15 protein-coding genes are annotated in these 23,878 nt (G+C 62.0%); 13 read left to right on the top strand and 2 right to left on the bottom strand.

Annotation, left to right across the window (positions count from 1 at the left end):
- Window positions 1–124: 124 nt before the first annotated feature.
- The 8 genes from CGA22_RS18295 (at window position 125) to CGA22_RS18330 (ending at window position 13,059) form a co-directional block, all read left to right on the top strand.
- Entirely contained in the window at window positions 125–1,048 is a 924-nt protein-coding gene (locus CGA22_RS18295; RefSeq protein WP_041021181.1) for a LysR family transcriptional regulator, read from the top strand.
- A 312-nt stretch (window positions 1,049–1,360) separates the two neighbouring features.
- On the top strand, window positions 1,361–2,818 hold the full coding sequence (locus CGA22_RS18300) for a serralysin family metalloprotease (RefSeq protein WP_041021182.1): 1,458 nt from the start codon (window positions 1,361–1,363) through the stop codon (window positions 2,816–2,818).
- Between the two features lie 124 nt (window positions 2,819–2,942).
- On the top strand, window positions 2,943–3,365 hold the full coding sequence (locus CGA22_RS18305) for an AprI/Inh family metalloprotease inhibitor (RefSeq protein WP_041021289.1): 423 nt from the start codon (window positions 2,943–2,945) through the stop codon (window positions 3,363–3,365).
- Window positions 3,366–3,517: 152 nt separating this feature from the next.
- On the top strand, window positions 3,518–5,266 hold the full coding sequence (locus tag CGA22_RS18310) for a type I secretion system permease/ATPase (RefSeq protein ID WP_041021275.1): 1,749 nt from the start codon (window positions 3,518–3,520) through the stop codon (window positions 5,264–5,266).
- 23 nt (window positions 5,267–5,289) lie between these two features.
- Window positions 5,290–6,624, top strand: coding sequence for an HlyD family type I secretion periplasmic adaptor subunit (locus CGA22_RS18315; RefSeq protein ID WP_041021276.1), 1,335 nt, complete (start codon window positions 5,290–5,292; stop codon window positions 6,622–6,624).
- Window positions 6,625–6,637: 13 nt separating this feature from the next.
- A complete protein-coding gene (locus tag CGA22_RS18320) occupies window positions 6,638–7,975 on the top strand; it encodes a TolC family outer membrane protein (protein ID WP_188258670.1) in 1,338 nt (445 codons plus the stop codon).
- Window positions 7,976–8,043: 68 nt separating this feature from the next.
- The gene (locus CGA22_RS18325; protein WP_084213718.1) at window positions 8,044–11,136 is read left to right on the top strand and encodes an autotransporter serine protease; all 3,093 of its coding nucleotides are present in this window, start codon (window positions 8,044–8,046) and stop codon (window positions 11,134–11,136) included.
- 72 nt (window positions 11,137–11,208) lie between these two features.
- Window positions 11,209–13,059, top strand: coding sequence for a polyurethanase (locus tag CGA22_RS18330; RefSeq protein WP_041021278.1), 1,851 nt, complete (start codon window positions 11,209–11,211; stop codon window positions 13,057–13,059).
- Window positions 13,060–13,293: 234 nt separating this feature from the next.
- Here CGA22_RS18330 and CGA22_RS18335 read toward each other — a convergent pair whose 3' ends face one another.
- Window positions 13,294–13,518, bottom strand: a complete 225-nt coding sequence (locus CGA22_RS18335) for a YgdI/YgdR family lipoprotein (RefSeq protein ID WP_024776392.1) — start codon at window positions 13,516–13,518, stop codon at window positions 13,294–13,296.
- Between the two features lie 216 nt (window positions 13,519–13,734).
- On the opposite strand from CGA22_RS18335, the gene CGA22_RS18340 reads away from it, so the two are divergent.
- The 4 genes from CGA22_RS18340 (at window position 13,735) to CGA22_RS18355 (ending at window position 20,775) form a co-directional block, all read left to right on the top strand.
- Window positions 13,735–15,387, top strand: a complete 1,653-nt coding sequence (locus CGA22_RS18340) for a VRR-NUC domain-containing protein (RefSeq protein WP_041021279.1) — start codon at window positions 13,735–13,737, stop codon at window positions 15,385–15,387.
- On the top strand, window positions 15,384–17,714 hold the full coding sequence (locus tag CGA22_RS18345) for an ATP-dependent DNA helicase (protein WP_041021280.1): 2,331 nt from the start codon (window positions 15,384–15,386) through the stop codon (window positions 17,712–17,714). Before CGA22_RS18340 ends, CGA22_RS18345 begins: the two co-directional genes overlap by 4 nt.
- A 151-nt stretch (window positions 17,715–17,865) precedes the next feature.
- Entirely contained in the window at window positions 17,866–19,794 is a 1,929-nt protein-coding gene (locus tag CGA22_RS18350) for a PAS domain-containing sensor histidine kinase (protein WP_041021281.1), read from the top strand.
- A gap of 444 nt (window positions 19,795–20,238) precedes the next feature.
- Complete coding sequence (locus CGA22_RS18355) at window positions 20,239–20,775, top strand: hypothetical protein (RefSeq protein ID WP_041021283.1); 537 nt, start codon at window positions 20,239–20,241, stop codon at window positions 20,773–20,775.
- A gap of 10 nt (window positions 20,776–20,785) precedes the next feature.
- On the opposite strand, the gene CGA22_RS18360 is transcribed toward CGA22_RS18355, so the two are convergent.
- Window positions 20,786–22,123 carry a cation:proton antiporter gene (locus tag CGA22_RS18360; protein WP_041021284.1) on the bottom strand — a complete coding sequence of 446 codons (1,338 nt, stop codon included), beginning with the start codon at window positions 22,121–22,123 and terminating at the stop codon, window positions 20,786–20,788.
- Window positions 22,124–22,478: 355 nt separating this feature from the next.
- On the opposite strand from CGA22_RS18360, the gene CGA22_RS18365 reads away from it, so the two are divergent.
- The gene (locus CGA22_RS18365) at window positions 22,479–23,870 is read left to right on the top strand and encodes an iron-containing redox enzyme family protein (protein WP_041021285.1); all 1,392 of its coding nucleotides are present in this window, start codon (window positions 22,479–22,481) and stop codon (window positions 23,868–23,870) included.
- Window positions 23,871–23,878 lie beyond the last annotated feature (8 nt).

Consider the following 23,878-nt stretch of genomic DNA (forward strand, 5'->3'; position numbering starts at 1 on the left):
TCCGTTTTACAGCTCGCAAAAACTGGGCTGTCAGAACAGTACGCTCAGGCTTAACATGGCGGAAGACGCAGCATTTGCACTTTATAGCTGCATCTGACGCCACCTATTAGCCTGAGGCCTGAGTATGTCGATTCCCGATCTCAACCTGTTGATCACCCTTGACGTGCTGTTGGCGGAAGGCAGCGTCGCCCGGGCGGCTCAACGGCTGCGGCTAAGTCCTTCAGCGATGAGCCGGGCGTTGGCACGATTGCGCGACACCATCGGTGATCCGCTGTTGGTTCGGGCCGGGCGAGGGCTGGTTCCCACTCCCCGCGCCCTTGAATTGCGCGAACAGGTCAGTCAACTGGTGCAGGACGCCCAGGCAGTGCTACGCCCGGTCCAGGCCCCGGACCTGCGGCGGTTGAGCCGGACCTTTACGCTACGCACCCGCGAAGGGTTCGTGGAAAACTTCGGGGTCGACCTGATTGCCCGCGTCGGTGAACAGGCCCCGGGTATCCGGATGCGTTTCGTGGACAAGACTGACAAGAGCAATACGGCACTGCGCGATGGGAGCGTGGACTTGGAAACCGCTGTCGTGGACAAGGACACCCGGCCGGAGCTGCGCACCCAGGCGTTGTTCGTCGATCGTTTCATCGGCGTGGTACGCCTGGGGCATCCGCTGGGCCAGGCCGAGATGAGCGCCGCCGCTTATGCTGCGGGCGGGCACATCGAAGTGGTCTTGCGCGACCTCGACCACGGCCCCATCGACCGGGCATTGGAGCCCTTGAACCTGACGCGAGAGATCATCACCACGGTCCCGGGGTTTTCCACGGCGCTGGGGCTCGCGCGGTCCAGTGACCTGATCGCCAGTGTGCCCGAACGTTACACCACCCGCCTGCGCACCGGGCTGCACAGCTTTGCGTTGCCGTTCCCGGTGCCGGTATTCACGATTGCCATGCTCTGGCATCCAAGAATGGATGCCGATCCGGTGCATCGCTGGCTGCGAGGATGTTTGCGGGAGGTTTGCGCGCGTAAAACGGAGAGCGAAGAGGCCACTAGTTCATATTAATTAATAGCACTTCACTGGCACTTAGTTTCTGAAAGTGTCCGGGTCGACATACGGCGCTATTTAATATTTAAATAGGATTTTGTCCGACAATTTTTGTCTGTGGCGCTGTGCTGCCTGCATTAACGGGGCGAGCGCCTAGTGCTATGCGTGTCATCGGAGTTGCTGTTCATATGAGCCGAAAAAATTGCTAGACGTTTGATTTCGAATTGTGTCAGTTTTCCTGCGTCCTCAATTGGGCGAGTGATAGGACGATCTCGCCAGAGATTGTCTATCTGACAAAAACTGTTCCATTGCAAACAAGGAAGTGTGTTTATGTCGAAAGTCAAAACCAGCACTATTGATTCTGCCGAACAACTCCTCTGGGCACCGCAAGCATTGGCCGCGCCGAGTAATGCGTTCAACCAGATCAACAGTTTCAGCCATCAATACGACCGTGGCGGCAATCTCACCGTCAATGGCAAACCATCGTATTCGGTGGACGAAGCGGCGACTCAATTGCTGCGCGACGGCGCGGCCTATCAGGACAGGGACGGCAGCGGCAAGATCGAGCTGACCTATACCTTCCTCACCTCTGCGTCCTCGAGCACCATGAACAAGCACGGGATCAGCGGTTTCAGTCAGTTCAACGCCCAGCAGAAGGGGCAGGCAGTGCTGGCCATGCAGTCGTGGGCGGACGTGGCCAATGTCACCTTTGCCGAGAAGAGCAGCGGTGGCGACGGGCACATGACCTTCGGCAACTACAGCGGCGGCCAGGATGGCGCGGCGGCATTCGCCTACCTGCCGGGGACCGGCGCCGGATATGACGGGACATCCTGGTACCTGATCAACAGCAGCTACACCCAGAACAAGAACCCGGACCTGAACAATTATGGCCGGCAGACCCTGACCCACGAAATCGGCCACACTCTGGGCCTGGCGCACCCTGGCGACTACAACGCCGGCGAAGGCAGCCCGACCTACGATGACGCCACGTACGGCCAGGACACCCGTGGCTACAGCGTGATGAGCTACTGGAGTGAAAGCAACACCAACCAGAACTTCAGCAAGGGCGGGGTGGAAGCCTATTCCTCGGGCCCGTTGATGGATGACATCGCGGCGATCCAGAAGCTCTACGGTGCCAACATGAGCACCCGTACCGGTGACACCACCTACGGCTTCAATTCCAACGCCGGCCGCGACTTCCTAGGTGCCTCTTCCTCGTCGGACAAGGTGGTGTTCTCGGTATGGGACGCGGGCGGTCGCGATACCCTGGACTTCTCCGGTTTCACCCAGAACCAGAAGATAAACCTCAATGACGCCTCGTTCTCAGACGTTGGCGGCATGGTGGGCAACGTGTCCATTGCCCAGGGGGCTACCATCGAAAATGCCATCGGCGGGTCGGGCAGCGACTTGCTGATCGGCAACGAAGTAGCCAACGAGCTCAAGGGCGGCGCCGGTAATGACATCCTCTGGGGCGGCGGTGGCGCGGACAAATTGTCGGGCGGTTCGGGTGCCGACACGTTTGTGTTCGCCGCAAGCTCCGACTCGCGGCCGGGCGCCACGGACCAGATCCTCGATTTCGTCAGCGGCCTGGACAAGATCGACCTGACCGGTATCACCAAGGGCGCGGGCCTGCACTTCGTGAATGCGTTCACCGGTGCGGCGGGCGATGCGGTGCTGTCGACATCCGGTGGTAACAGCCTGCTGTCGGTGGACTTCTCCGGGCATGGCGTGGCCGATTTCCTGGTCAGTACCGTCGGCCAGGCAGCGGTTTCGGACATCGTGGCTTGATGTCCGTATGACTCACTGAGGTGAGGGGGTTGTTCCCATCGACAAGGGGACTGCTTCGCAGCCCAGCGGGAGCAAGCTCCCTCGCCACAGACGTATTCCAACCCTTTTTCAGCGAGTAAAGATCATGCCCCGCAGTTTTCCGGCAACCGTCTGGTTACTCGCTACGTTGATGCTGTTTTCTGGAGAAGTCGCCATGGCGCGCAGCCTGTTATTAGCAGAACCCTCGCAGTTGGCCGGTCAATGGCGGGCCGTTTTGGCAGGTCCCCAGGACAACGCACAAACCCAGGCGATGCAGGACAAACCGTCCAATATCTGTGTCATCGAACTCAAGGCGGACCAGACCGTGGGTGGGCAAACCGATTGCCTGGGCCACTGGCTCGGGGATGAACCGGTTCATTGGTTTCCGGAACCCGATGGTCTTTCGCTGCTTGGCAAGCAAGAGGCCAGAGTTCATCTGGGGCTACGCCAGGGCTACGTTTATCAAGTCAATTTGAAGTCAGGATTGAGCGTTACGCTCGAGCGTAATATCCAGGAGAACGCTCGTTAACGTATTTGCACGGCCTGAACCTGTTTACCAATAACCAAGCGCGCTTGTTCGATCAAGCGTGCACTTTGGTGTGGTCAGGCTCAATTATTAAAAAGATTGGCAAGTTCAGATGTTTGCCAATTCTGTGGCGAAGCCAATAGCAGGGAAGAATGATGAAGAGGGCAAAGACCGCCGCCGCGATGTCGCTGTTCAAGGCATTGGGCGATTATAAAAATATCCTGCTCAGTGTCGGTTGTTTTACCGCGCTGATTAATGTCCTGATGCTTGCGCCTTCAATTTACATGCTCCAGGTCTATGACCGGGGATTGTCCTCGCAAAACGAAACCACCCTGGTGATGCTGTCGTTGATGGTGGTGGGGTTCTTTGTCTTCATCGGGCTTTTGGAAATGGTGCGCAGCTTCATCGTCATCCGCATTGGCAGCCAATTGGAAAAGCGTTTCAACCTTCAGGTCTATAAAGCCGCATTCGAGCGCAACCTGCTCCAGGGCGAAGGCAACGCCGGGCAGTCCCTGGGCGATTTGACCCATCTGCGCCAGTTCGTCACCGGACCGGCGCTGTTCGCCTTTTTCGATGCCCCCTGGTTCCCGGTCTATCTGCTGGTGATCTATCTGTTCAACGTCTGGCTGGGGGTGTTCGCCAGCGTCGGCACGCTGTTGCTCATTGGGCTGGCATGCCTGAACGAGGCCATGACCCGCAAACCATTGGCACAGGCCAGCGGCTACTCGCAACAGTCCAGTCAACTGGCTACCAGCCACTTGCACAACGCCGAATCGATCCAGGCCATGGGCATGCTCGATGCGCTGCGTAACCGCTGGTTTAGCGTGCACTCGCGCTTTCTCGGCCTGCAGAACCAGGCCAGCGACACTGGCGCGGTCATCGGCGCGTTCAGCAAGACCTTGCGCCTGTGCCTGCAATCGCTCGTGCTGGGGCTGGGGGCGTTGCTGGTGATCAAGGGCGACATGACTGCCGGGATGATGATTGCCGGTTCGATCCTGATGGGCCGGGTATTAAGCCCTATCGATCAATTGATTGCCGTGTGGAAGCAGTGGAGCGGCGCGAAGCTGGCCTACCGCCGTCTCGATGCCCTGTTGCAGGCCTATCCACCCCAGGACGATGCGATGCCGTTGCCACCGCCCAAGGGCCAGGTGAGCTTCGAGCAGGTCAGCGCCGGACCGCCGGGGCAGCGCCAGGCGACCTTGCATCAAGTCAGTTTCAGTCTCGCTGCCGGCGAGGTGCTTGGCGTCCTGGGAGCTTCGGGTTCCGGCAAGTCCACCCTGGCCCGTGTGCTGGTGGGCGTGTGGCCGATCCTCGGTGGCGCGGTGCGCCTGGACGGCGCCGATATCCATCGCTGGAACCGTGACCAACTCGGCCCGTACATCGGCTATTTGCCCCAGGATATCGAGCTGTTCAGCGGCAGCATCGCCGAGAACATCGCCCGCTTCCGCGAGGCCGACCCACAGAAAGTCGTCGCCGCCGCCCAGCAGGCCGGCGTGCATGAGCTGATCCTGCGCATGCCCCAGGGCTACGACACCGTACTGGGGGAGGACGGTTGCGGTCTGTCCGGTGGGCAGAAACAGCGGGTGGCCCTGGCCCGGGCCCTGTACGACCGGCCGAGCCTGGTGGTGCTCGACGAGCCCAACTCCAACCTGGACACCGTCGGCGAAGCGGCGCTGGCCAGTGCCATCGCGCAGTTGAAGGCACAAGGCACCAGCGTCGTGCTGGTGACTCATCGCTCCTCGGCACTGGCCCAGGCCGATAAATTGCTGGTGCTCAACGACGGTCGGTTGCAAGCGTTCGGACCGAGCCAGGAAGTGCTGCGGGCGCTGTCCGGCCAATCTGAACCCCCGCGGGACAAGCCCCAGGCGACGCCCAACGGATTGAGCATGAGTCGTCAGTACTAGGCCGCCGGCAAACCCGGCAACGCATGAGCAAGGATCGCGACATGAACCTCGAACACACTGGAAACCCCGAGCGCCCCGAACGTGACGCTCGTTTCTTCATGCGCATGGGTTGGGCCCTGGCGATCCTTGGCGCTGGCAGCTTTTTCACCTGGGCCAGTCTGGCGCCGTTGGATCAGGGCATTCCCGTGCAGGGCACGGTGGTGGTTTCCGGCAAGCGCAAGGCCGTGCAATCGATGAGCAGCGGCATGGTCAGTCGGATCCTGGTGCGTGAAGGCGAAGCGGTCAAGCAAGGGCAACCGTTGTTTCGCCTGGACCAGACCCAGGCCGCGGCGGATGTGCAATCGCTGCAAGCCCAGTACCGGATGGCCTGGGCCAGCCTGGCGCGCTGGCAAAGCGAGCGGGACAACCTGGCACAAGTGAGTTTTCCGAGCGCGTTGAGCCAGGACCCGGACCCACGCCTGGCATTGGTGCTCGAAGGCCAGCGACAACTGTTCAGCAGCCGCCGCGAAGCCTTTGCCCGGGAGCAAGCCGCGTTGCGCGCCAGCATCGACGGCGCCACCGCGCAATTGGCGGGGATGCGCCGGGCCCGCGGCGACCTGACCGCCCAGGCCGAGTCCCTGCGCCTGCAACTGAGCGACCTGCAACCCTTGGCGGATAACGGCTATATCCCGCGCAACCGCCTGCTGGACTACCAACGGCAATTATCCCAGGTGCAGCAGGAACTGGCGCAGAACAGCGGCGAAAGCGGCCGGGTAGAACAGGGGATCATCGAATCCCGGCTGAAGCTGCAGCAACACAGCGAGGAGTATCAGAAGGAGGTCCGCAGCCAATTGGCCGAGGCCCAGCTCAAGAGCGAAACCCTGCAACAGCAGCTCGCGTCGGCTGGGTTCGAACTGCAACACAGCGAGATCCTCGCCACCGCCGATGGCATCGCCGTCAACCTGGGGGTGCACACCGAAGGCGCAGTGGTACGCCAGGGCGACACCTTGCTGGAGATCGTGCCCCAAGGCACGCGGCTGGAGGTGGAAGGGCGCCTGCCGGTGAACCTGATCGACAAGGTCGGTATCCATCTGCCGGTGGACATTCTGTTTACCGCCTTCAACCAGAGCCGCACGCCGAGGGTGGCGGGGGAGGTCAGCCTGGTGTCCGCCGACCAGATGATCGATGAAAAAACCGGTACGCCGTACTACGTGCTGCGCAGCAGCGTGGGCGATGCGGCACTGGAAAAACTCAATGGCCTGGTGATCAAGCCCGGGATGCCGGCGGAAATGTTCGTGCGCACTGGCGAGCGCTCGCTGCTCAACTACCTGTTCAAACCGCTGCTCGACCGGGCCGGCTCTGCGTTGACCGAGGAATAAGGATGTCCGGTGTATGAAGTGTTTCTACGGGTTGGCACTGCTGGCCGTTTCTACCTGCAACTCTGCCTGGGCCATGGGCCCGTTCGAATTCTACGAACAGGCCCTGCGCAACGATCCGGTCTATCTCGGGGCGATCAAGGAGCGCGACGCGGGCCTGGAAAACCGCGCCATCGGCCGCGCCGGGCTGCTGCCGCACCTGGGCTACAGCTACAACAAGGGCCGCAACCAGTCCAAGGTCACTTACCTCAATGACCGTGGCGCCAGCCAGCATGACGATCGCAACTACAGCAGTTACGGCTCCAGCCTGACCCTGCAACAGCCACTGCTGGACTACGAGGCCTACGCGGCCTATCGCAAAGGCGTGGCGCAGGCGCTGTTCGCCGATGAAAACTTCCGCGGCAAGAGCCAGGAGTTGCTGGTGCGGGTGCTGAGCCATTACACCCAGGCGCTGTTCGCCCAGGACCAGATCGACATTGCCCAGGCCAAGAAGAAGGCTTTCGAACAGCAGTTCCGCCAGAACGAGCATCTGTTTCGCCAAGGCGAAGGCACCCGCACCGATATCCTCGAGGCCGAGTCGCGCTACGAGCTGGCCACCGCCGAAGAAATCGAAGCGCACAACGAACAGGATGCCTCCCTGCGTGAGCTGGGTTCGCTGATCGGCGTGCCCACCCTGGCTATCGGCGACCTGGCGCCGTTGAACGAAACCTTTCAGACCTTCGCCTTGCAACCCGCCGGGTTCGATACCTGGCACGAACTGGCCGTGAGCAACAACCCCAACCTGGCCTCCCAGCGCCAGGCCGTGGACGTGGCGCGCTACGAGGTAGAGCGCAACCGCGCCGGGCATCTGCCCAAGGTCAGCGCCTACGCGACGATGCGCCAGAACGAGTCGGAAAGCGGTAACACCTACAACCAGCGCTACGACACCAACACCATTGGCCTGGAAGTCAGCGTGCCCTTGTATGCCGGCGGCGGGGTGTCGGCTTCGACCCGCCAGGCCAGCCGCACCATGGAACAGGCCGAATACGAGCTGGACGCCAAGACCCGGGAAACCCTGATCGAACTGCGCCGGCAGTTCAGCGCCTGCGTGTCGGGGGTGAACAAGCTGCGGGCCTACCAGAAAGCCCTGGCCTCCGCTGAAGCGCTGGTGGTGTCGACCCGGCAAAACATTCTGGGGGGTGAGCGGGTCAACCTCGACGCACTCAACGCCGAGCAACAGCTCTACACCACCCGCCGCGACCTCGCCCAGGCCCGCTACGACTACCTCATGGCCTGGGTCAAATTGCATTACTACGCCGGCACGTTGGGGGAACAGGACCTGGCGAAGGTGGATGAGGCGTTTGTAAGCCGCTGATCCATTGGTCGGGCAAGCCCCAAGGGACGGGATAGCCACAGGACTTTTGCAACAACTAAGGATGGTTCATGACAATCGATAACAACAAGCAACCCGAAAAAACACGCGGTCTGTTCCTGCTCAAGAGCTTGAATCACGCCGTACTCTGCGCGGTGGCAACCCTGGGCACGGCCCAGGCGGCGCCTTATGTCGAGGGCGGCAGGTCCGGGGACCCGGACAGTTGGCGCAGCGCCGAATTCAACGCTGAATGGGGATTGGGCGCGATCAATGCACAGCAGGCCTATGCTGCCGGCTACACCGGCAAGGGCGTCAAGCTGGGGATCTTCGACCAACCGGTCTATGCCGCACATCCGGAGTTTTCCGGTACCGACAAAGTCGTGACCCTGATCACCAGCGGCATCCGTGAATACACCGACCCGTACATTCCGGTGAGGGCCGGTGACCCATTCCGCTACGACGGTTCACCCACGGTGGGCTCCGATGGCAAGTTGGGCTCCCACGGCACCCACGTCGGCGGGATCGCCGCCGGCAGTCGTGATGGCAGCCCGATGCACGGCGTGGCGTTCGATGCGCAGATCATCAGCGCCGACAACGGCGACCCCGGCCCCGAGGACGGCATCATCCTCGGCAACGACGGTGCGGTGTACAAGGCCGGTTGGGATGCGCTGATCGCCAGTGGCGCACGGATCATCAACAACAGTTGGGGCATCGGCATCACCGACCGCTTCGACCAGGGCGGCCGGGACCCGGCATTCCCGCACTTCACCGTGCAGGACGCACAACTGCAGTTCGACCAGATCCAGCCACTGCTGGGGACCCGGCCGGGCGGCGCATACGAAGGTGCCATCGCGGCTGCCCGCAGTGGAATCGTGACCATTTTCGCCGCCGGCAACGACTACAACCTCAACAACCCCGATGCCATCGCGGGCCTGGCGTATTTCGTGCCGGACATCGCGCCGAACTGGCTCACGGTCGCCGCCCTGCAGGTCAATCCCGACACCAGCAGCCCGGATCCCTACACCATCAGCACCTTCTCGTCGCGTTGCGGCTATACCGCCAGTTTCTGCGTATCGGCGCCAGGCACCCGGGTCTACAGCGCCGTGATCGGCGGCACCGGCGCCGATAACCTGACGGTGGGCTACGGCAACAAGAGCGGTACCTCCATGGCGGCACCCCATGTCGCCGGCAGTGTAGCGGTATTGATGGAGCGCTTCCCCTACATGACCGGCGCCCAGGTCGCCAGCGTGCTGCGTACCACGGCCACCGACATGGGCGCCCCTGGCGTCGATTCGCTGTACGGCTGGGGCATGATCAACCTGGGCAAGGCCATCGACGGTCCATCGATGCTGGTGACCGAGCAGGACATTCCCGTGGAGTTCCGCGTGGACGGCGCCTACGGCAGCGGGCAATTCGTGGCGGACCTGCCGGGCGTCGGTGCGATCGTCGATGCCGGCAAACCCACGCAACGGGTGTGCAGCGGAATCCAGTGCGGGCTGGATGTGTGGCGCAACGACATAGCCGGTCACGGTGGCCTGACCAAGGAAGGTATCGGCACCCTGGTACTCACCGGTGACAATACCTACAGCGGGCCGACCCTGGTCAACGAGGGGCGCCTGGCAATCAACGGTTCGCTGGCGTCGGCCGTGACTGTAAATGACGGCGGGGTACTGGGCGGGACCGGACGTATCGCCAGCCTGATGGCCAACCAGGGCGGCAGCGTGACGCCGGGCAATTCCATTGGCACGTTGCAGGTGGCCGGGGATGTGACCTTCCAACCGGGCTCGACCTACGCGGTGGAGGTATCGCCGACCTCCAGCGACCTGATCATTGCCGGCGGCAAGGCCACGGTCGACGGCGCGACAGTGTCGTTATCCTTGGAAAACAGCCCGACGCTGCTGGCCGCCAGCGGAGTGACTAGTTTGTTGGGGCGCCAGCTCGACATCCTGCAGGCGGCCGACGGTATCGAAGGGCGTTTTGGCCAGGTACTGCCCAATTACGCGTTTCTGGGAGGAAACCTGGCGTACTCCGCCAGCGCTGTTCAACTGACGGTGGCGCGCAACGCGGCATCGTTCAGCAGCCTTGGCCTGACCCCCAACCAGCGTTCCGTAGCATCCGCGGCGGAGCAATTGGGCGCTGGCAACGGCCTCTACGAAACCTTGTTGCTGTCACCCAGTACCGCCGTGGCCCAACAGGCGTTCCAGCAATTGTCCGGCGAGATCCATCCGGCCGTCGGCACGCTGTTGATCAACCACAGCCGCTACCTGCGAGACGCCGTGGGTGATCGCCTGCGCCAGGACGCGCTGTACGACGCCAATACGCCAACCGATGTCGACAGCAACCTCTGGGTCAAGGTGCTCGGCGCCTGGGGCAAAAGCGATGGGGGCCATGACAATGCCAGTTCCAACAGTTCCATCGGCGGGCTGCTGATCGGGGGCGACGGCCTGATCAGCGAACGGACACGACTGGGCTTCGTCACCGGCTACAGCGACAGCTCATTGAGCATGGGGGATGGCACGCATTCGTCGGCCAAGGCGGACAGCTATCACCTTGGGGCCTACCTGGGGCATGAGATCGACGCGCTGCGCCTGACCGTCGGTGGCGCCTACAGCTGGCATCGTATCGACGTCAAACGCGATCTGCAGTGGGCCGAGGTCAGTGGCCGGGAGAAAACCAAGCGCGATGCCCGTACCGGCCAGCTCTTCACCGAAGCGGCGTATCGCCTCGACCTGCAACCCGTGGCCTTGGAACCGTTCGCCAACCTGGCTTACGTGCACCTGGACAACGACAGCTTCCATGAGAAAGGCGACAACGCAGCCCTGCACGGTGGCGATGACCGTCGCGATGCGCTGCTGTCGACGCTGGGCATGCGGGCCAGCCACACCCTGGCGCTGTCGCGGACCCAGCAACTGCAACTCTCCGGCTCCCTCGGCTGGCAGCACAACTTGAGCAACACCCGTTCCGAACAGGACCTGGCGTTTACCGGCAGTACGAACACCTTCGCCGTGCAGAGCGTGTCGATGGACCGCAATGCCGCAGTGATCGGCGCTCGGGCCGGCCTCGCGGTGGCCAAGGACGTACGCGTCAACCTGGACTACAACGGCCTGCTCGGTGCCCGGGATAAAAGCCATGGCGTCGGGCTGACCCTGGACTGGCAGTTCTGAGCCGGGGAGAAACGACCGGCTGGACCCTTCACTTTGCACCTATTCCAACAACAAAAAGAGAGGCAGCAACACATGGGTATCTACGACTACAAGAATCTCGGCACCACCGAGTCCAAGGCATTGGTCAGCGATGCGATGGCGATCATGCTGTATTCCTACCATAACCTCGACAACGGCTTTGCCGTCGGCTATCAGCACAATGGCTTCGGTGCCGGGCTACCGGCAACCCTGGTCACGGCGTTGCTGGGTGGCACCGATTCCCAAGGGGTAATTCCCGGCGTGCCGTGGAACCCCGACTCGGAAAAGCTTGCGCTCGAAGCGGTGCAGAAGGCCGGATGGACCCCTATCAGCGCCTCGCAACTGGGCTATGCCGGCAAGGTGGATGGTCGCGGAACGTTCTTTGGCGAGAAGGCCGGCTATACCACCGCGCAAGTGGAGATCCTCGGCAAGTACGACGCCGAGGGTCTCTTGCAGGAAATCGGCGTGTCGTTTCGTGGCACCAGCGGCCCCCGGGAAAACCTGATAGGCGACTCCATCGGTGATGTGATCAACGACCTGATGGCCGCCCTGGGCCCCAAGGACTATGCGAAAAACTACGCCGGTGAAGCTTTCGGCAACCTGCTCGGGGATGTCGCGAAGTTTGCCCAGGCCCACGGTTTGACTGGTAAGGACGTACTGGTCAGCGGCCACAGCCTGGGCGGGTTGGCGGTCAATAGCATGGCGGACTTGAGCGCGGGCAAGTGGTCGGGTTTCTACAACGACGCCAACTACATCGCCTATGCCTCACCGACCCAGAGTGGCACCGACAAAGTGCTGAACATCGGCTATGAAAACGACCCGGTCTTCCGGGCGCTGGATGGCACGACGTTCAACCTGTCGTCGGTAGGTGTGCACGATGCGCAACAGGAAACGGCCACCAACAACATCGTCAGCTTCAACGACCACTACGCTTCGACGGCCTGGAACGTATTGCCGTTTTCTATCCTCAACATCCCCACGTGGATTTCCCACCTGCCCACCGGTTACGGCGATGGCATGGGGCGGATCATGGGTTCGGCGTTCTACGACCTGACCGAAAAGGACTCCACTGTCATCGTTGCCAACCTGTCGGACCCGGCACGGGGCAGTACCTGGGTGCAAGACCTCAATCGCAATGCCGAGGCCCACACCGGCAGCACTTTCATCATTGGCAGCGACCAGGCCGATCTGATCCAGGGTGGCCAGGGCAACGATTACCTGGAAGGCCGCGCTGGCAACGATACGTTCCGCGACGGCGGTGGCTATAACGTGATCCTGGGCGGGCAGGGCAACAACAGCCTGCACCTGCAGCAATCGGTGAAGGATTTCAGTTTCGCCCATGACGGGGCCGGAACGCTGTATGTGCGTGATGCTCACGGCGCGATCAGCATCACCCGCGACATCGGTACGCTGGTCAGCCAGGAGCCCGGCTCGCTCTGGGGAATGCTCAAGAATGAGGTAAGCCACAGCGTCACCGCCAACGGTCTGGTCGCCGGGGGCAATCTGACGGCGTATGCGTCATCGGCCAACGGCAGCGCGGCTGACGATGCCCTGGTGGCGCGGGCGACGGGTGACTGGCTGTTCGGCCTGGACGGTAACGACAAGCTGGCGGGCGGTGCGGGGAATGACACCTTCGTCGGCGGTTCAGGCAATGACGTGATGCAATCGGGTGGCGGCAACGACACCTTCATCTTCAACGGTGTGTTTGGCCAGGACCGGATCAGCGGCTATGACGGGGGAGACAAGTTGGTGTTCATTGGCGTACAGGGGGCCGGGACGGGTTATGACTACAGCCAGCACTTGTCGCAGGTGGGCGCCGATACGTTGCTCACGGTTGGCGACAGCTCTGTGACGTTGGTGGGGGTAGGGCTGGGGCAGGTTGGAGAACACATCGTGTTCGCCTGATTCCTGTACTGAACCCTGCTTCTGTGGGAACCGAGCTTGCTCGCGATAGCGGTGGATCAGCTTGAAGTGATGTTGACTGCGAAGTCGCCATCGCGAGCAAGCTCAGCTCCCACAGTTTCCCCGGTTTATACAGATTCGACGTACACCACAGATCCCCTGTGGGAGCGAGCCTGCTCGCGATGGCGGCCGTGCGGTCGCAAAAGGGTGTCGGCTAACACTTGCCCCACAGAGGGTTCAGTCTTCCTTGCGAATCGTCGCCACGTCGTCGGCACGCACCCGGACTTTCTTGCCGGCAATGTCTTCGAACTCGTAGAAACCGTCGGACGTGCGGGTGTTAGGGGTGTCCTTGGTCAAATACTGGGTACCGTTCTGCAAGGTCACGACGGTCGGCGTCGAGCAACCGGCCAGCGCCAGGAACGCTGCAGCTGCCAAAGGCAGGCCCAGAAATCTGATGTTCATATCCATACCTCTCGATCAAGGACGCGGCTCATCCGACCGCGCCATCACTGTAATCAACCGCCATTGGTCCCGCTTACTGTAGGAAAGTTCATCGCCGACCACAGGATTTCACCTTAATAATTGAAGGGACCACTCATCCTTTGCAGTTGCCCGAGCCGTCCGTAGCTGGTATCTGTACGCATAACCAGTACTCCAGCACCCGTGGCGCTTCTTCCCGTGACAGCCAACCCTCTCGACGATCCCTTTTATTATCTGAACAATTTCCAGCAGGTGCTTGCCTGGCTGACGCAACGCTATGCCGACGTGCTCAGCATCGAGGAGCAGCGGTTCATCGACGATTTCGCGTCGCTGCCTCGCTCATCCCAGGGTTTGCTGGTACGCATGGTGATGCGCAAGGGGTTGCGCTTTCGGCACAGCAAATTGCATTACCCGGAAATCGGCGACATTGGCGCGGCGGCCGAGCCACTGCTGGCCCTGGGCTGGGTGCAGGACCAATGGCCCCTGAACCTTGCCGAACTGTTCGAGGTGCTGCTCAAGCCGGAAATCATCCTGTGCCTGGGTCATCTGATCGAACGCCCCAAGGCGAAAAAGACCGAATGGCTCCAGGCCTTGGAGGATCGCTTGGGCGAAACACGGCCATTCAATCAATGGTGCCCGCAACTCGAGGACCGGTTGTACAGCCTGACGATCATGGACACCTGCGACCGGCTGCGGTTGATGTTCTTTGGCAACCTCTATCAGGACTGGTCGGAATTCGTGCTGGCGGATCTGGGCATCTTCACCTACGAAACCGTGGCGTTCAGCGCCGAATCCCGCGGTTTGCGCAATCGCGGCGACGTCGATGCCTGCCTGTTCCTGCACGAGTGCCAGCAGCGCTTCGAAGCAGGCGAGCCGCCGGAGGACGTCGTCGCTCAAGTCAACGGGCTGACCCTGGACAACCCCTGGCTGGAGCGGCGCCGGGGCAAGTTGCTGTTCCAGATCGGCCAGCACGCCGAGCGCAGCGCCGATTTTGCCCAGGCCCTGTGCATCTATCGCGATTGCACCTACCCCGGCGCACGGTTGCGGATGATCCGCGTGCTGGAGCGCATCGGCGAGTACGCTTTGGCCCTGGAACTGGGGGAATTGGCTGCCCGAGCGCCGGAAAATGCCGCGGAAACCCAGGCATTGCTCAGGGTCGTACCGCGTTTGCAGCGCAAACTGGGCGGGCCACCGGTACCCCGTGCCATGGTCCGGGAGGTGGAGCGGCTGGACCTGCACCTGCCCCGTGTCGACCCGGCTTTGTCGGTGGAGTATCACGTCCAGGCGCATTTGCACGACGTGACCGCCCCGGTGCATTACGTCGAGAACAGCCTGATCAACTCATTGTTCGGTCTGTTGTGCTGGCCGGCGATTTTCGCACCGTTGCCGGGAGCGTTTTTCCATCCGTTCCAGCGCGGTCCGGTGGACCTGCTCAACGAAGATTTTCCTGTCCGTCGCGCCAAGCTGTTCGCGGCCTGCTTCGCGGAACTCGACGACGGGCGCTATCGGGACACCATTGTCGGGCGCTATGCGGAGAAATGGGGCGTCCAGTCGCCTTTCGTGTTCTGGGGCGCGATGTCCGAAGAGTTGTTGCATCAGGCACTCGATTGCCTGCCGGCCGAACACCTCAAGCACTGGTTCAATCGCCTGCTGCTGGACATCAAGGCCAACCGTGCCGGCATGCCGGACCTGATCCAGTTCTGGCCGCAGGACAAGACTTATCGCATGATCGAAGTCAAAGGGCCCGGCGATCGCCTGCAAGACAATCAATTGCGCTGGTTGGCGTTCTGTCACGAGCACCGGATGCCCGTCGCGGTTTGCCATGTGCAATGGATGGAGCAGGGCGCATGACCCCGGAGCCGACCTACAGCATCGCCGTGCGGGCGCTATGTGAGTTCACTGCGAAGACCGGTGACCTGGACCTGCGCTTTACCCCGTCCCCCACGGCATTGGAAGGCATCGTTGGCCACCGCACCGTGGCGTCCCGGCGCAACGAGACGTACCAGGCCGAAATCGGCCTCGAAGGCCGCTACCGAAGCATGCGGGTCAAGGGGCGGGCCGACGGCTACGACCCGGTCCGCAACTGCGTCGAGGAGGTGAAGACCTATCGTGGCGACCTGTCCAGGCAACCGGGCAATCATCGCCAGTTGCACTGGGCCCAGGCGAAGATCTACGGCTGGCTGATGTGCCAGAAGCTGCAACTGTCGCGCATCGACGTGGCGCTGGTGTATTTCGACATCGTCAGTGAGAAGGAAACCTGCCTGACGCAAGGTTTCGAGGCGACGCAGCTCGAGGCCTTCTTCGAACAGCAGTGTGCGTTGTTCCTGGCCTGGGCCGAACAGGAAATGGCTCACCGCCAGGCGCGCAACGCCGGCGCACAAGCGCTGGCCTTCCCCCATGCCGGCTTCAGGCCAGGGCAAAGACACCTGGCCGAGTCGGTGTTCAAGGCAGTCAGTACCGGGCGCTGCCTGATGGCCCAGGCGCCCACCGGCATCGGTAAGACCGTCGGCACGTTGTTTCCGATGCTCAAGGCCCTGGCGCCCCAGCAGCTGGACAAGGTGTTCTTTCTCACGGCCAAGACGCCGGGACGCAAGTTGGCGCTGGACGCCGCCCGAGTGATTACCCGAAGCGCACCGTCGATGCCGTTGCGGGTCCTGGAGATGATCGCCCGGGACAAAGCCTGCGAGCATCCGGACAAGGCCTGCCACGGCGAATCCTGTCCGCTGGCCCGTGGCTTCTATGATCGCCTGCCCGGCGCCCGCGAGGCCGCCAGCAGGCTCACCTTGCTCGATCAGGCCGCGTTGCGCGAGATTGCGCTGGCCCATGAGGTGTGCCCGTACTACCTCAGCCAGGAAATGGCCCGTTGGGCCGACGTGGTCGTCGCCGACTACAACTATTATTTCGACTTCAGCGCGTTGCTGTTCGCCTTGGCCCAGGCCGATGGCTTGAACGTCGCGACCCTGGTGGACGAGGCGCATAACCTGGTGGAACGGGGGCGGCAGATGTACAGCGCGACCCTCGACCAGTCCACGCTGGCCGCCGTGGGCAAAACCGCTCCCGAAGATCTGAAGAAAGCCTTGCAGCGGGTCAATCGACAATGGAACGCCTTGCACGCTCCCCAGGTGGCCGCCTACCAGGCCTATGAAAAACCGCCGGAAAAACTGCTCCAAGCACTCTCCCTGTGCACCACGGCCATCGGCGATTACCTCAATGACCATCCCCAGGGCCTGGACAGCGACTTGCAGGCGTTCTATTTCGAGGCCTTGCAGTTCGGTCGGGTGGCCGAATCGTTCAATGAGCATTTCCTGTTCGACATCCATAAGCGTGAACTCGGCCGCCAACGCAGCCTTTCCACCTTGTGCCTGCGCAATGTGGTGCCGGCCGGTTTCTTGCGGCCAAGACTCACCGCGGCCCGCAGCAGCGTGCTGTTCTCCGCCACCTTGAGCCCGCGGCACTATTACGCCGATCTGTTGGGCACGCCGGCGGACACGGTATGGATCGATGTGGAGTCACCGTTCCATGCCGGGCAACTGGACGTTCAGGTCGTCAGTCGGATTTCCACCCGTTTTGCCCACCGCCAGGCTTCGCTGGAACCGATTGTCGGGTTGATGGCGCGCCAGTTCGGCGAGCGTCCCGGCAACTACCTGGCCTTTTTCAGCAGCTTCGATTACTTGCAACAGGTGGCCGGGCTGTTCGCCGAACGGCACCCGGACATTGCCATCTGGACACAGTCCCGGGGCATGGGCGAAGCGTCCCGACAGGACTTTCTCGAACGCTTCATGGAACACAGCCAGGGCATCGGCTTCGCGGTGCTGGGCGGTGCATTCGGCGAGGGCATCGACTTGCCGGGCGCGCGGCTGATCGGTGCGTTTATCGCCACCCTGGGCCTGGCGCAGCTCAATCCGGTCAATGAACAGATCAAGCAGCGCATGGCCGCGATTTTCGGCGACGGCTACGACTACACCTACCTGTATCCCGGGCTGCAGAAAGTCGTTCAAGCCGCGGGGCGCGTCATCCGTACCCAACAGGACCAAGGGGTGGTGATGCTGATCGACGACCGATTCGGCGAAGCCCGGGTGCAGCACTTATTGCCGAGTTGGTGGTCTGTCAGTCGAGAACATCCTGCTAAATCCTGTGGGAGCGAGCCTGCTCGCGATTGCGGCGTTTCAGTCACTTAGGGCTGACTGAACGACCGCAATCGCGAGCAGGCTCGCTCCCACAAGGGGATTTGCGTCGATTTCCCTTTTTTCTCCTGTCGGTTAATAATTTTCCCGAGGCAGGACCTGCACCATACTTCGCGAAGAATCTACACGGACGCCCCGGCCAAAAATGCTTGAGAACAATCAGAAGACTGCCCGCATCAACGAGGAACAGCGTTTTCGGCTGCTGATCGACGCCGTGGTCGACTATGCCATCTACATGACCGACCCCACGGGCATCATCACCAGTTGGAACTCCGGTGCCCGGCGCTTCAAGGGCTATGAGGAGTCCGAGATCCTCGGCCAGCATTTTTCCCGTTTCTACACCGACCAGGACCGCGCCGCCGGCTTGCCGCAACGGGCACTGGACACTGCCTTGCGCGAGGGCCGTTTCGAAGGCGAGGGCTGGCGGGTGCGCAAGGACGGTACGCTGTTCTGGTCCCACGTGGTCATCGACCCGATCATCGACAGCCAGAGCGGCGCCTTGCTCGGTTTTGCCAAGATCACCCGCGATCTGACCGATCGCAAAATGGCCGAGGAAACCCTCAAGCAAAGCGAGCAGCAGTTCCGTCTGCTGGTGCAGAGCGTCACCGACTACGCCATCTACATGCTTGATCCTGAGGGGCAGGTGACCAACTGGAACCAGGGGGCACAGCGGATCAAGGGCTACCTGCCGGCAGAAGCCATTGGCCAGCATTTTTCGATGTTCTACACCCCTGAAGACCGTGAAAACGGCGAGCCACAGCGGGCGCTGAGCATTGCCGCCAGCGATGGGCGCTTCGAGAAGAAGGGGTGGCGGGTGCGCAAGGACGGTACCCGGTTCATGGCCCACGTGGTCATTGATGCGATCCGTAGCGACACCGGCACGTTGCTGGGGTTTGCCAAGATTACCCGCGACATCACCGATGCCACCCAGGCGCAGCTGGCCCTTGAGCAGGCCCGTGAGGCGTTGTTCCAGTCCCAGAAGCTGCAGGCCATCGGTCAGCTCACGGGCGGCATCGCCCATGATTTCAACAATTTGCTCACGGTGATCCTCGGCAACCTGGAGATCGTGCGCAAGCGCATGCCCGGCGACCCGAAACTCACCCAACTGCTGGACAACGCGACCCAGGGCGCGCTGCGCGGTGTGTCGCTGACCCAACGGATGCTGGCCTTTGCCCGCCGCCAGAAGCTGACGTCCGAATCGGTCGAATTGGCGGCCTTGGTGCAGGGCATCAGCGGCTTGCTGCAAAGCTCCATGGGCCCATCGATCCACATCCAGACCGGTTTCGCCGAAGCGCTGTCGCCGGTCCTGGCGGACGTCAACCAGCTGGAACTGGCCATCCTCAACCTGGCGACCAACGCCCGGGATGCCATGCCCCACGGGGGGCGCATCCTGATTGCGGCCGATGAGCGGCAGGTGACCGCGACACCGGACAGGCCCATGAAGCCCGGGCGGTACGTTTGTCTGTCGATCACCGATGAAGGCGAGGGCATGGATGAAGCGACACTGGCCTCGGCCGTGGATCCGTTCTTCACCACCAAGGGGGTCGGCAAGGGCACGGGCCTGGGCTTGTCCATGGTGCATGGCCTGGCCGAACAGTTGGGGGGACGGTTGATCCTCAAGAGTCAGAAGGGGGTCGGCACCACCGCCGAGTTGTGGTTACCGGTGGCTGATCACTCGGCGCCGGAGACGGTACCGGCCCAGGAACCGGTGCCGTTGTCGACCCAGGAGTTGCTGGTGCTGGTGGTCGATGACGACACCCTGGTGCTGACCAGCACCCGCCTGCTGATCGAAGACCTGGGGCACCGGGTGCTCTGCGCCCCGTCGGGGGTGCAGGCGCTGGAATTATACGAGCGCAATCCGGACATCGACCTGGTGATCACCGACATGGCCATGCCGCAGATGGACGGGGCGCAACTGGCAAAGTTGTTGCGAGACCGACAGCCCACCTTGCCCGTCATTCTTGCCACCGGTTACGCCGAGCGCCTGGAAGGCTTCGCCACGCAACTGCCACGGCTGACCAAGCCGTTCAAGCAGATTGACCTGGTGCAGGCGATTGGGCAGACGATGAAGTGACCAGACTTGTGGTGATCTCCTGTGGCGAGGGGATAAATCCCCTCGCCACAGGGGCGCGTCTCTTGACTATCCAGTGGTGTTTTTCCTGAACCCCCGCAGGTTCATCGCACACAAGCAGAACTGCAACACAATCAACGCATACGCATCCGAATGCAGCCCCCAGACGACCCACAGTATGTTGCTTGCCATGAAGCAACTGAAGCCCATTACCCGTCGCCGGGGCTGGCGTGAGCCGATCAGCCAGGCGGCGAGCACCGTCACCACCATCGCCGGCCACTGCACCCATCCAAGATAATCCACACCACTTTCCTCGAAGCCGTCGATGATCTAAAGACCCTCGCAGCGGGACGACGTTTCGTTGAACCTGCGGTCCATTGGCTTGAACTTGCCTGACGGTACGGTCTTCTAACAGGTTCGAATCATCACCGAGGAATAGCCCGCGCAATGCCCCGAATCCTGACCAGCCAGACCCCGGAAGAAGAACTGACGGAACACCAGGCCAAGCTGTTCGGCTCGCCCAAGGAGCGGCTGGATTTCTATCGCCGGGAGATCCAGTACGAAACCACTATCCTGGCCAATCGAACCGATGCGTACCTGGCCGCCCAGTCGTTCCTGGTGATCGCCTTCGCCTCCTGCATGGCCAACCTGAACCCGGAATGGGGCAAGTTGTTTACCTTGCTCGTGCCACCGTTCCTCGCGCTGCTGGGTTTCCTGAGTTCCCTCAATGCCTGGCCGGGCATTCGTGCCGCCTACGAGATCATCGACCATTGGCACTTCAAACAAAGTGAGTTGCTGCGCTCCGAACCGATGATGGGCCTGGTCTATGATGAGTCGCCGCTGTTCAGCGAGCGGGAATCGACCCACAAGGGTTACCGCAAGTCGCTGTTGTTTTCAGTGCGTACGCCGTGGATCTTCGCGGTGTTCTGGGTGTTGCTGGGGGTGTATTCGGTCTACATCCAGGTGACCGACCCGGGGGGTTGAAGCCACTGGCCTAATCGGATCGCTTGTGGCGTTCATACCAGGCCAGGGTCGGCTGGGTGCTCAAGCCGTGGACCAGGATACTCAGGGCGACCACCGACAGGGTGAGGTTGATGCACAGGTTCGCCACGTCGGCTGGCAAGTGATGATTCAAGGCGAAGAACAGGTAAAACAGACTGCCGATACCGCGTATGCCGAACCAGCCGATCAGCAACCGTTGCGAGCGGTCCAGCAACCGCCCCCAGGGCATCGCCAGCACACACAATGGACGAATGACAGCGAACAGCAGGGCGCCGATGGCCAGGGCGCGGTAATCCCAATGGGTGGCCAGCACCACCCCGAGCAGGGTCACCAGGAACACTTCCATGGCGCGTTCCACCAGGCTGCCAAAGGCAAGCATGTCGCCCATCATCACGCCGGCGGCCACCTGGCCGTCATCCAGGGACTCGGTGTCGCCCAGCACGGCTTGCCGAGGGGCGACGGTTTCGTGGCCCACCACCGGTTGCACCAGATGTTCGGCTGGCGGTGAGTCCTTGTCGGTGGAGGCCACCTCGGCCTGGCGCAACCCCAACCCGGCGGCGAACACCGAGAGAAAGCCGTAGCCCTGGACCGATTCGGCGGCGACATAGGCCAGTGCGATCAATGCCAGGGCCAGGTAGTCGTTGGGCGAGAGGGTGCTGTCGGCATTCTTGATGCGCATCGACAAGGTCAGGCGGCCGATGCCGCGCCCCATCGCATAGCCAATCAGCAGACCTGCCGGTACGGCCCACAAGACGTTGCGCAAGGCCCATTCGGTGAGAAAGCCGCCATCGCCGTCGCGCAGCATCAACAGGCCAAGGATCACGAATGGAAACGCCGTACCGTCGTTCAACCCGGCCTCGCCGGACAGCCCGAAACGCACCCGATCATCATCCCGGGCATCGTTGACCTGCACCAGCGCCGCCAATACCGGGTCGGTCGGGGCAAGCATCGCGCCGATCAACAGCGACACCCCCCAACCGAGGCCGAACAGATAGTGCAGCGCCAGGCACAGGCCGGCGATACTCAGGATCATCACCGGCCCGGCCAGTCCGTAGGCCACGCGCCACGTGCGGTCCTTGAAGGGCAGGCGCAACTTGAGGCCGCTGACGAACAGCGAAAACACCACGGCGATTTCAGTGAGGTGCTCCATCCAGGTCGTGGAGTCGCGAACGTCCAGCTTCAACAACCCTAGCCCCGCCGGACCGATGGCGACGCCCAACGCCAGGCACATCGCCGAAGTGGTCACCGGCATCCAGCGCAGGTAGGAAGAAGTCAGGGCCAGGGTCAGCAATACGGTACCGAGCACCGCAACCCACGCTGTGAAAATCATTGGTGCTCCTTGTATCACTCATTTGGATGCCACCCCTTGTGGCGCAGAGCGCTACTGTGGCGAGGGAGCTTGCTCCCGTTCGAGTGCGCAGCGCTCGCGAGCTTTTGGGACCGCTTCGCGACCCAGCGGGAGCAAGCTCCCTCGCCACAGAATTGCCACACCCTTGGTTTTCACAGAGCTGTCACCCCTGGTTCTTTCATTCGAGAGCTCGAACGAAGCGAGGGTTCCCATTACAACGGCGCGCCCCGTTTATCCGGCTGCCTTTCACTCCGAGGGAATTTTTCGCCGCGTCCAAGGCTCTGCACTGGAAGAGACGTGCTGATTCAGCGTCCTGCCAAGCATCTACGAGGCCCTTATGACTGCGCTGACCCTTCACCGGCCCGCCACCGAGCGACCGTTTACAGATCCGTTTACCGCTGCCGGAAACGTGCGCCAATGCTACGAGCGGCTGCTCCAGGGCCCTGACGATGCCGACAGGCAAGCCGTGGCCCAGGCCTTTCTCCAGTCATGCCTGGATAAGGCCGCGGCGCTGCCCCAGGAGATGCCCGACGATCCGATGGCCCTGCAGGCCTGGGTCGAACAACACAGTGCCGGCGTGGCTCGGCAATACGGTGATTATCTGGAGCGGCGCAAGCACGGAGGGGCGCGGGAGTTTTTCACCAGCAAGGCCCACGCCTTGTACTTCCTCCAGGCGGTCGCACCGACCAAACTGGTGGACGGTGCCTGGCTGTATGGCGTACTCAAGCACTGGCACGACCACCGCTTCGAAGGACTGCTGTGTACTTACCTGGAAGAGTTGGGCGATGGCGTCCCGGCGCAGAACCATGTGGTGATCTACCGCAAGCTGCTCGCCGAACACGGCCTGGCAGACGCTCCGGACATCGACGATGAGCGCTACTTGCAAGGCGCGGTGCAACTGGCCCTGGGGTATGCCGGCGATGAATACCTGCCTGAAGTCATCGGCTACAACCTGGGCTACGAGCAACTGCCCTTGCATCTGTTGATCAGCGCCTATGAGCTGAGCGAGCTGCACATCGATCCGTATTACTTCACCCTCCACGTGACCATCGACAACGCCAGTACCGGCCACGCCCACAAAGCCGTGCAGTCGCTGTTGCAACTGATGCCGATGGAAGCCGACCGCGACGCTTTCTGGCGCCGGGTCACTCTGGGTTATCGCCTCAATGACCTGGGGCAGGGCAGCCGGGCGATCATCGAGTCGTTCGACCTGTATCGCGAAGTCCTGGACATGCTCGAACGCAAGCGTCCGTTCGGCCAACATATGCATTCCGACTACTGCAAGTTCGAGGGCAAGACTGTCAATCAGTGGCTGGCGGCGCCGGGCCAACTGGAAGGCTTCCTCGACGCGCTGCAAGGCAAAGGTTGGATCCGGCGTCATGAGGACCCGCAGAACAGCCGGTTCTGGACCCTGATCGAAGGGGCTGGCGCAGCAATGTTCGGGGTGTTCAGCCCCTACGAAAAACAGCTATTGCACGATTGGATCGCCGGCGACTGGCTGAGCGAGGGTACTCGTGCGGCGCCACGGCGCACCCACGGCGCCGCCAGCGAGTTGCCAGCGCCGGCGGAAGATCCCGATGTGCAAAGTCTGCGGCAGGCGCTGCATGGCCAGACGCCCGACCAGCAGATGCAGACCTTGATGCCCTGGCTCTCGCCCCGTTGCCATAGCCATCCGGCCGGGTTGCTGGCGACCCGTCGATTCATCGAACTCAAATCCGTACTTCGCTAGGAGCCCTG

Source organism: Pseudomonas sp. PSB18 (assembly GCF_014596565.1).
In the GTDB taxonomy this organism is placed as follows: domain Bacteria; phylum Pseudomonadota; class Gammaproteobacteria; order Pseudomonadales; family Pseudomonadaceae; genus Aquipseudomonas.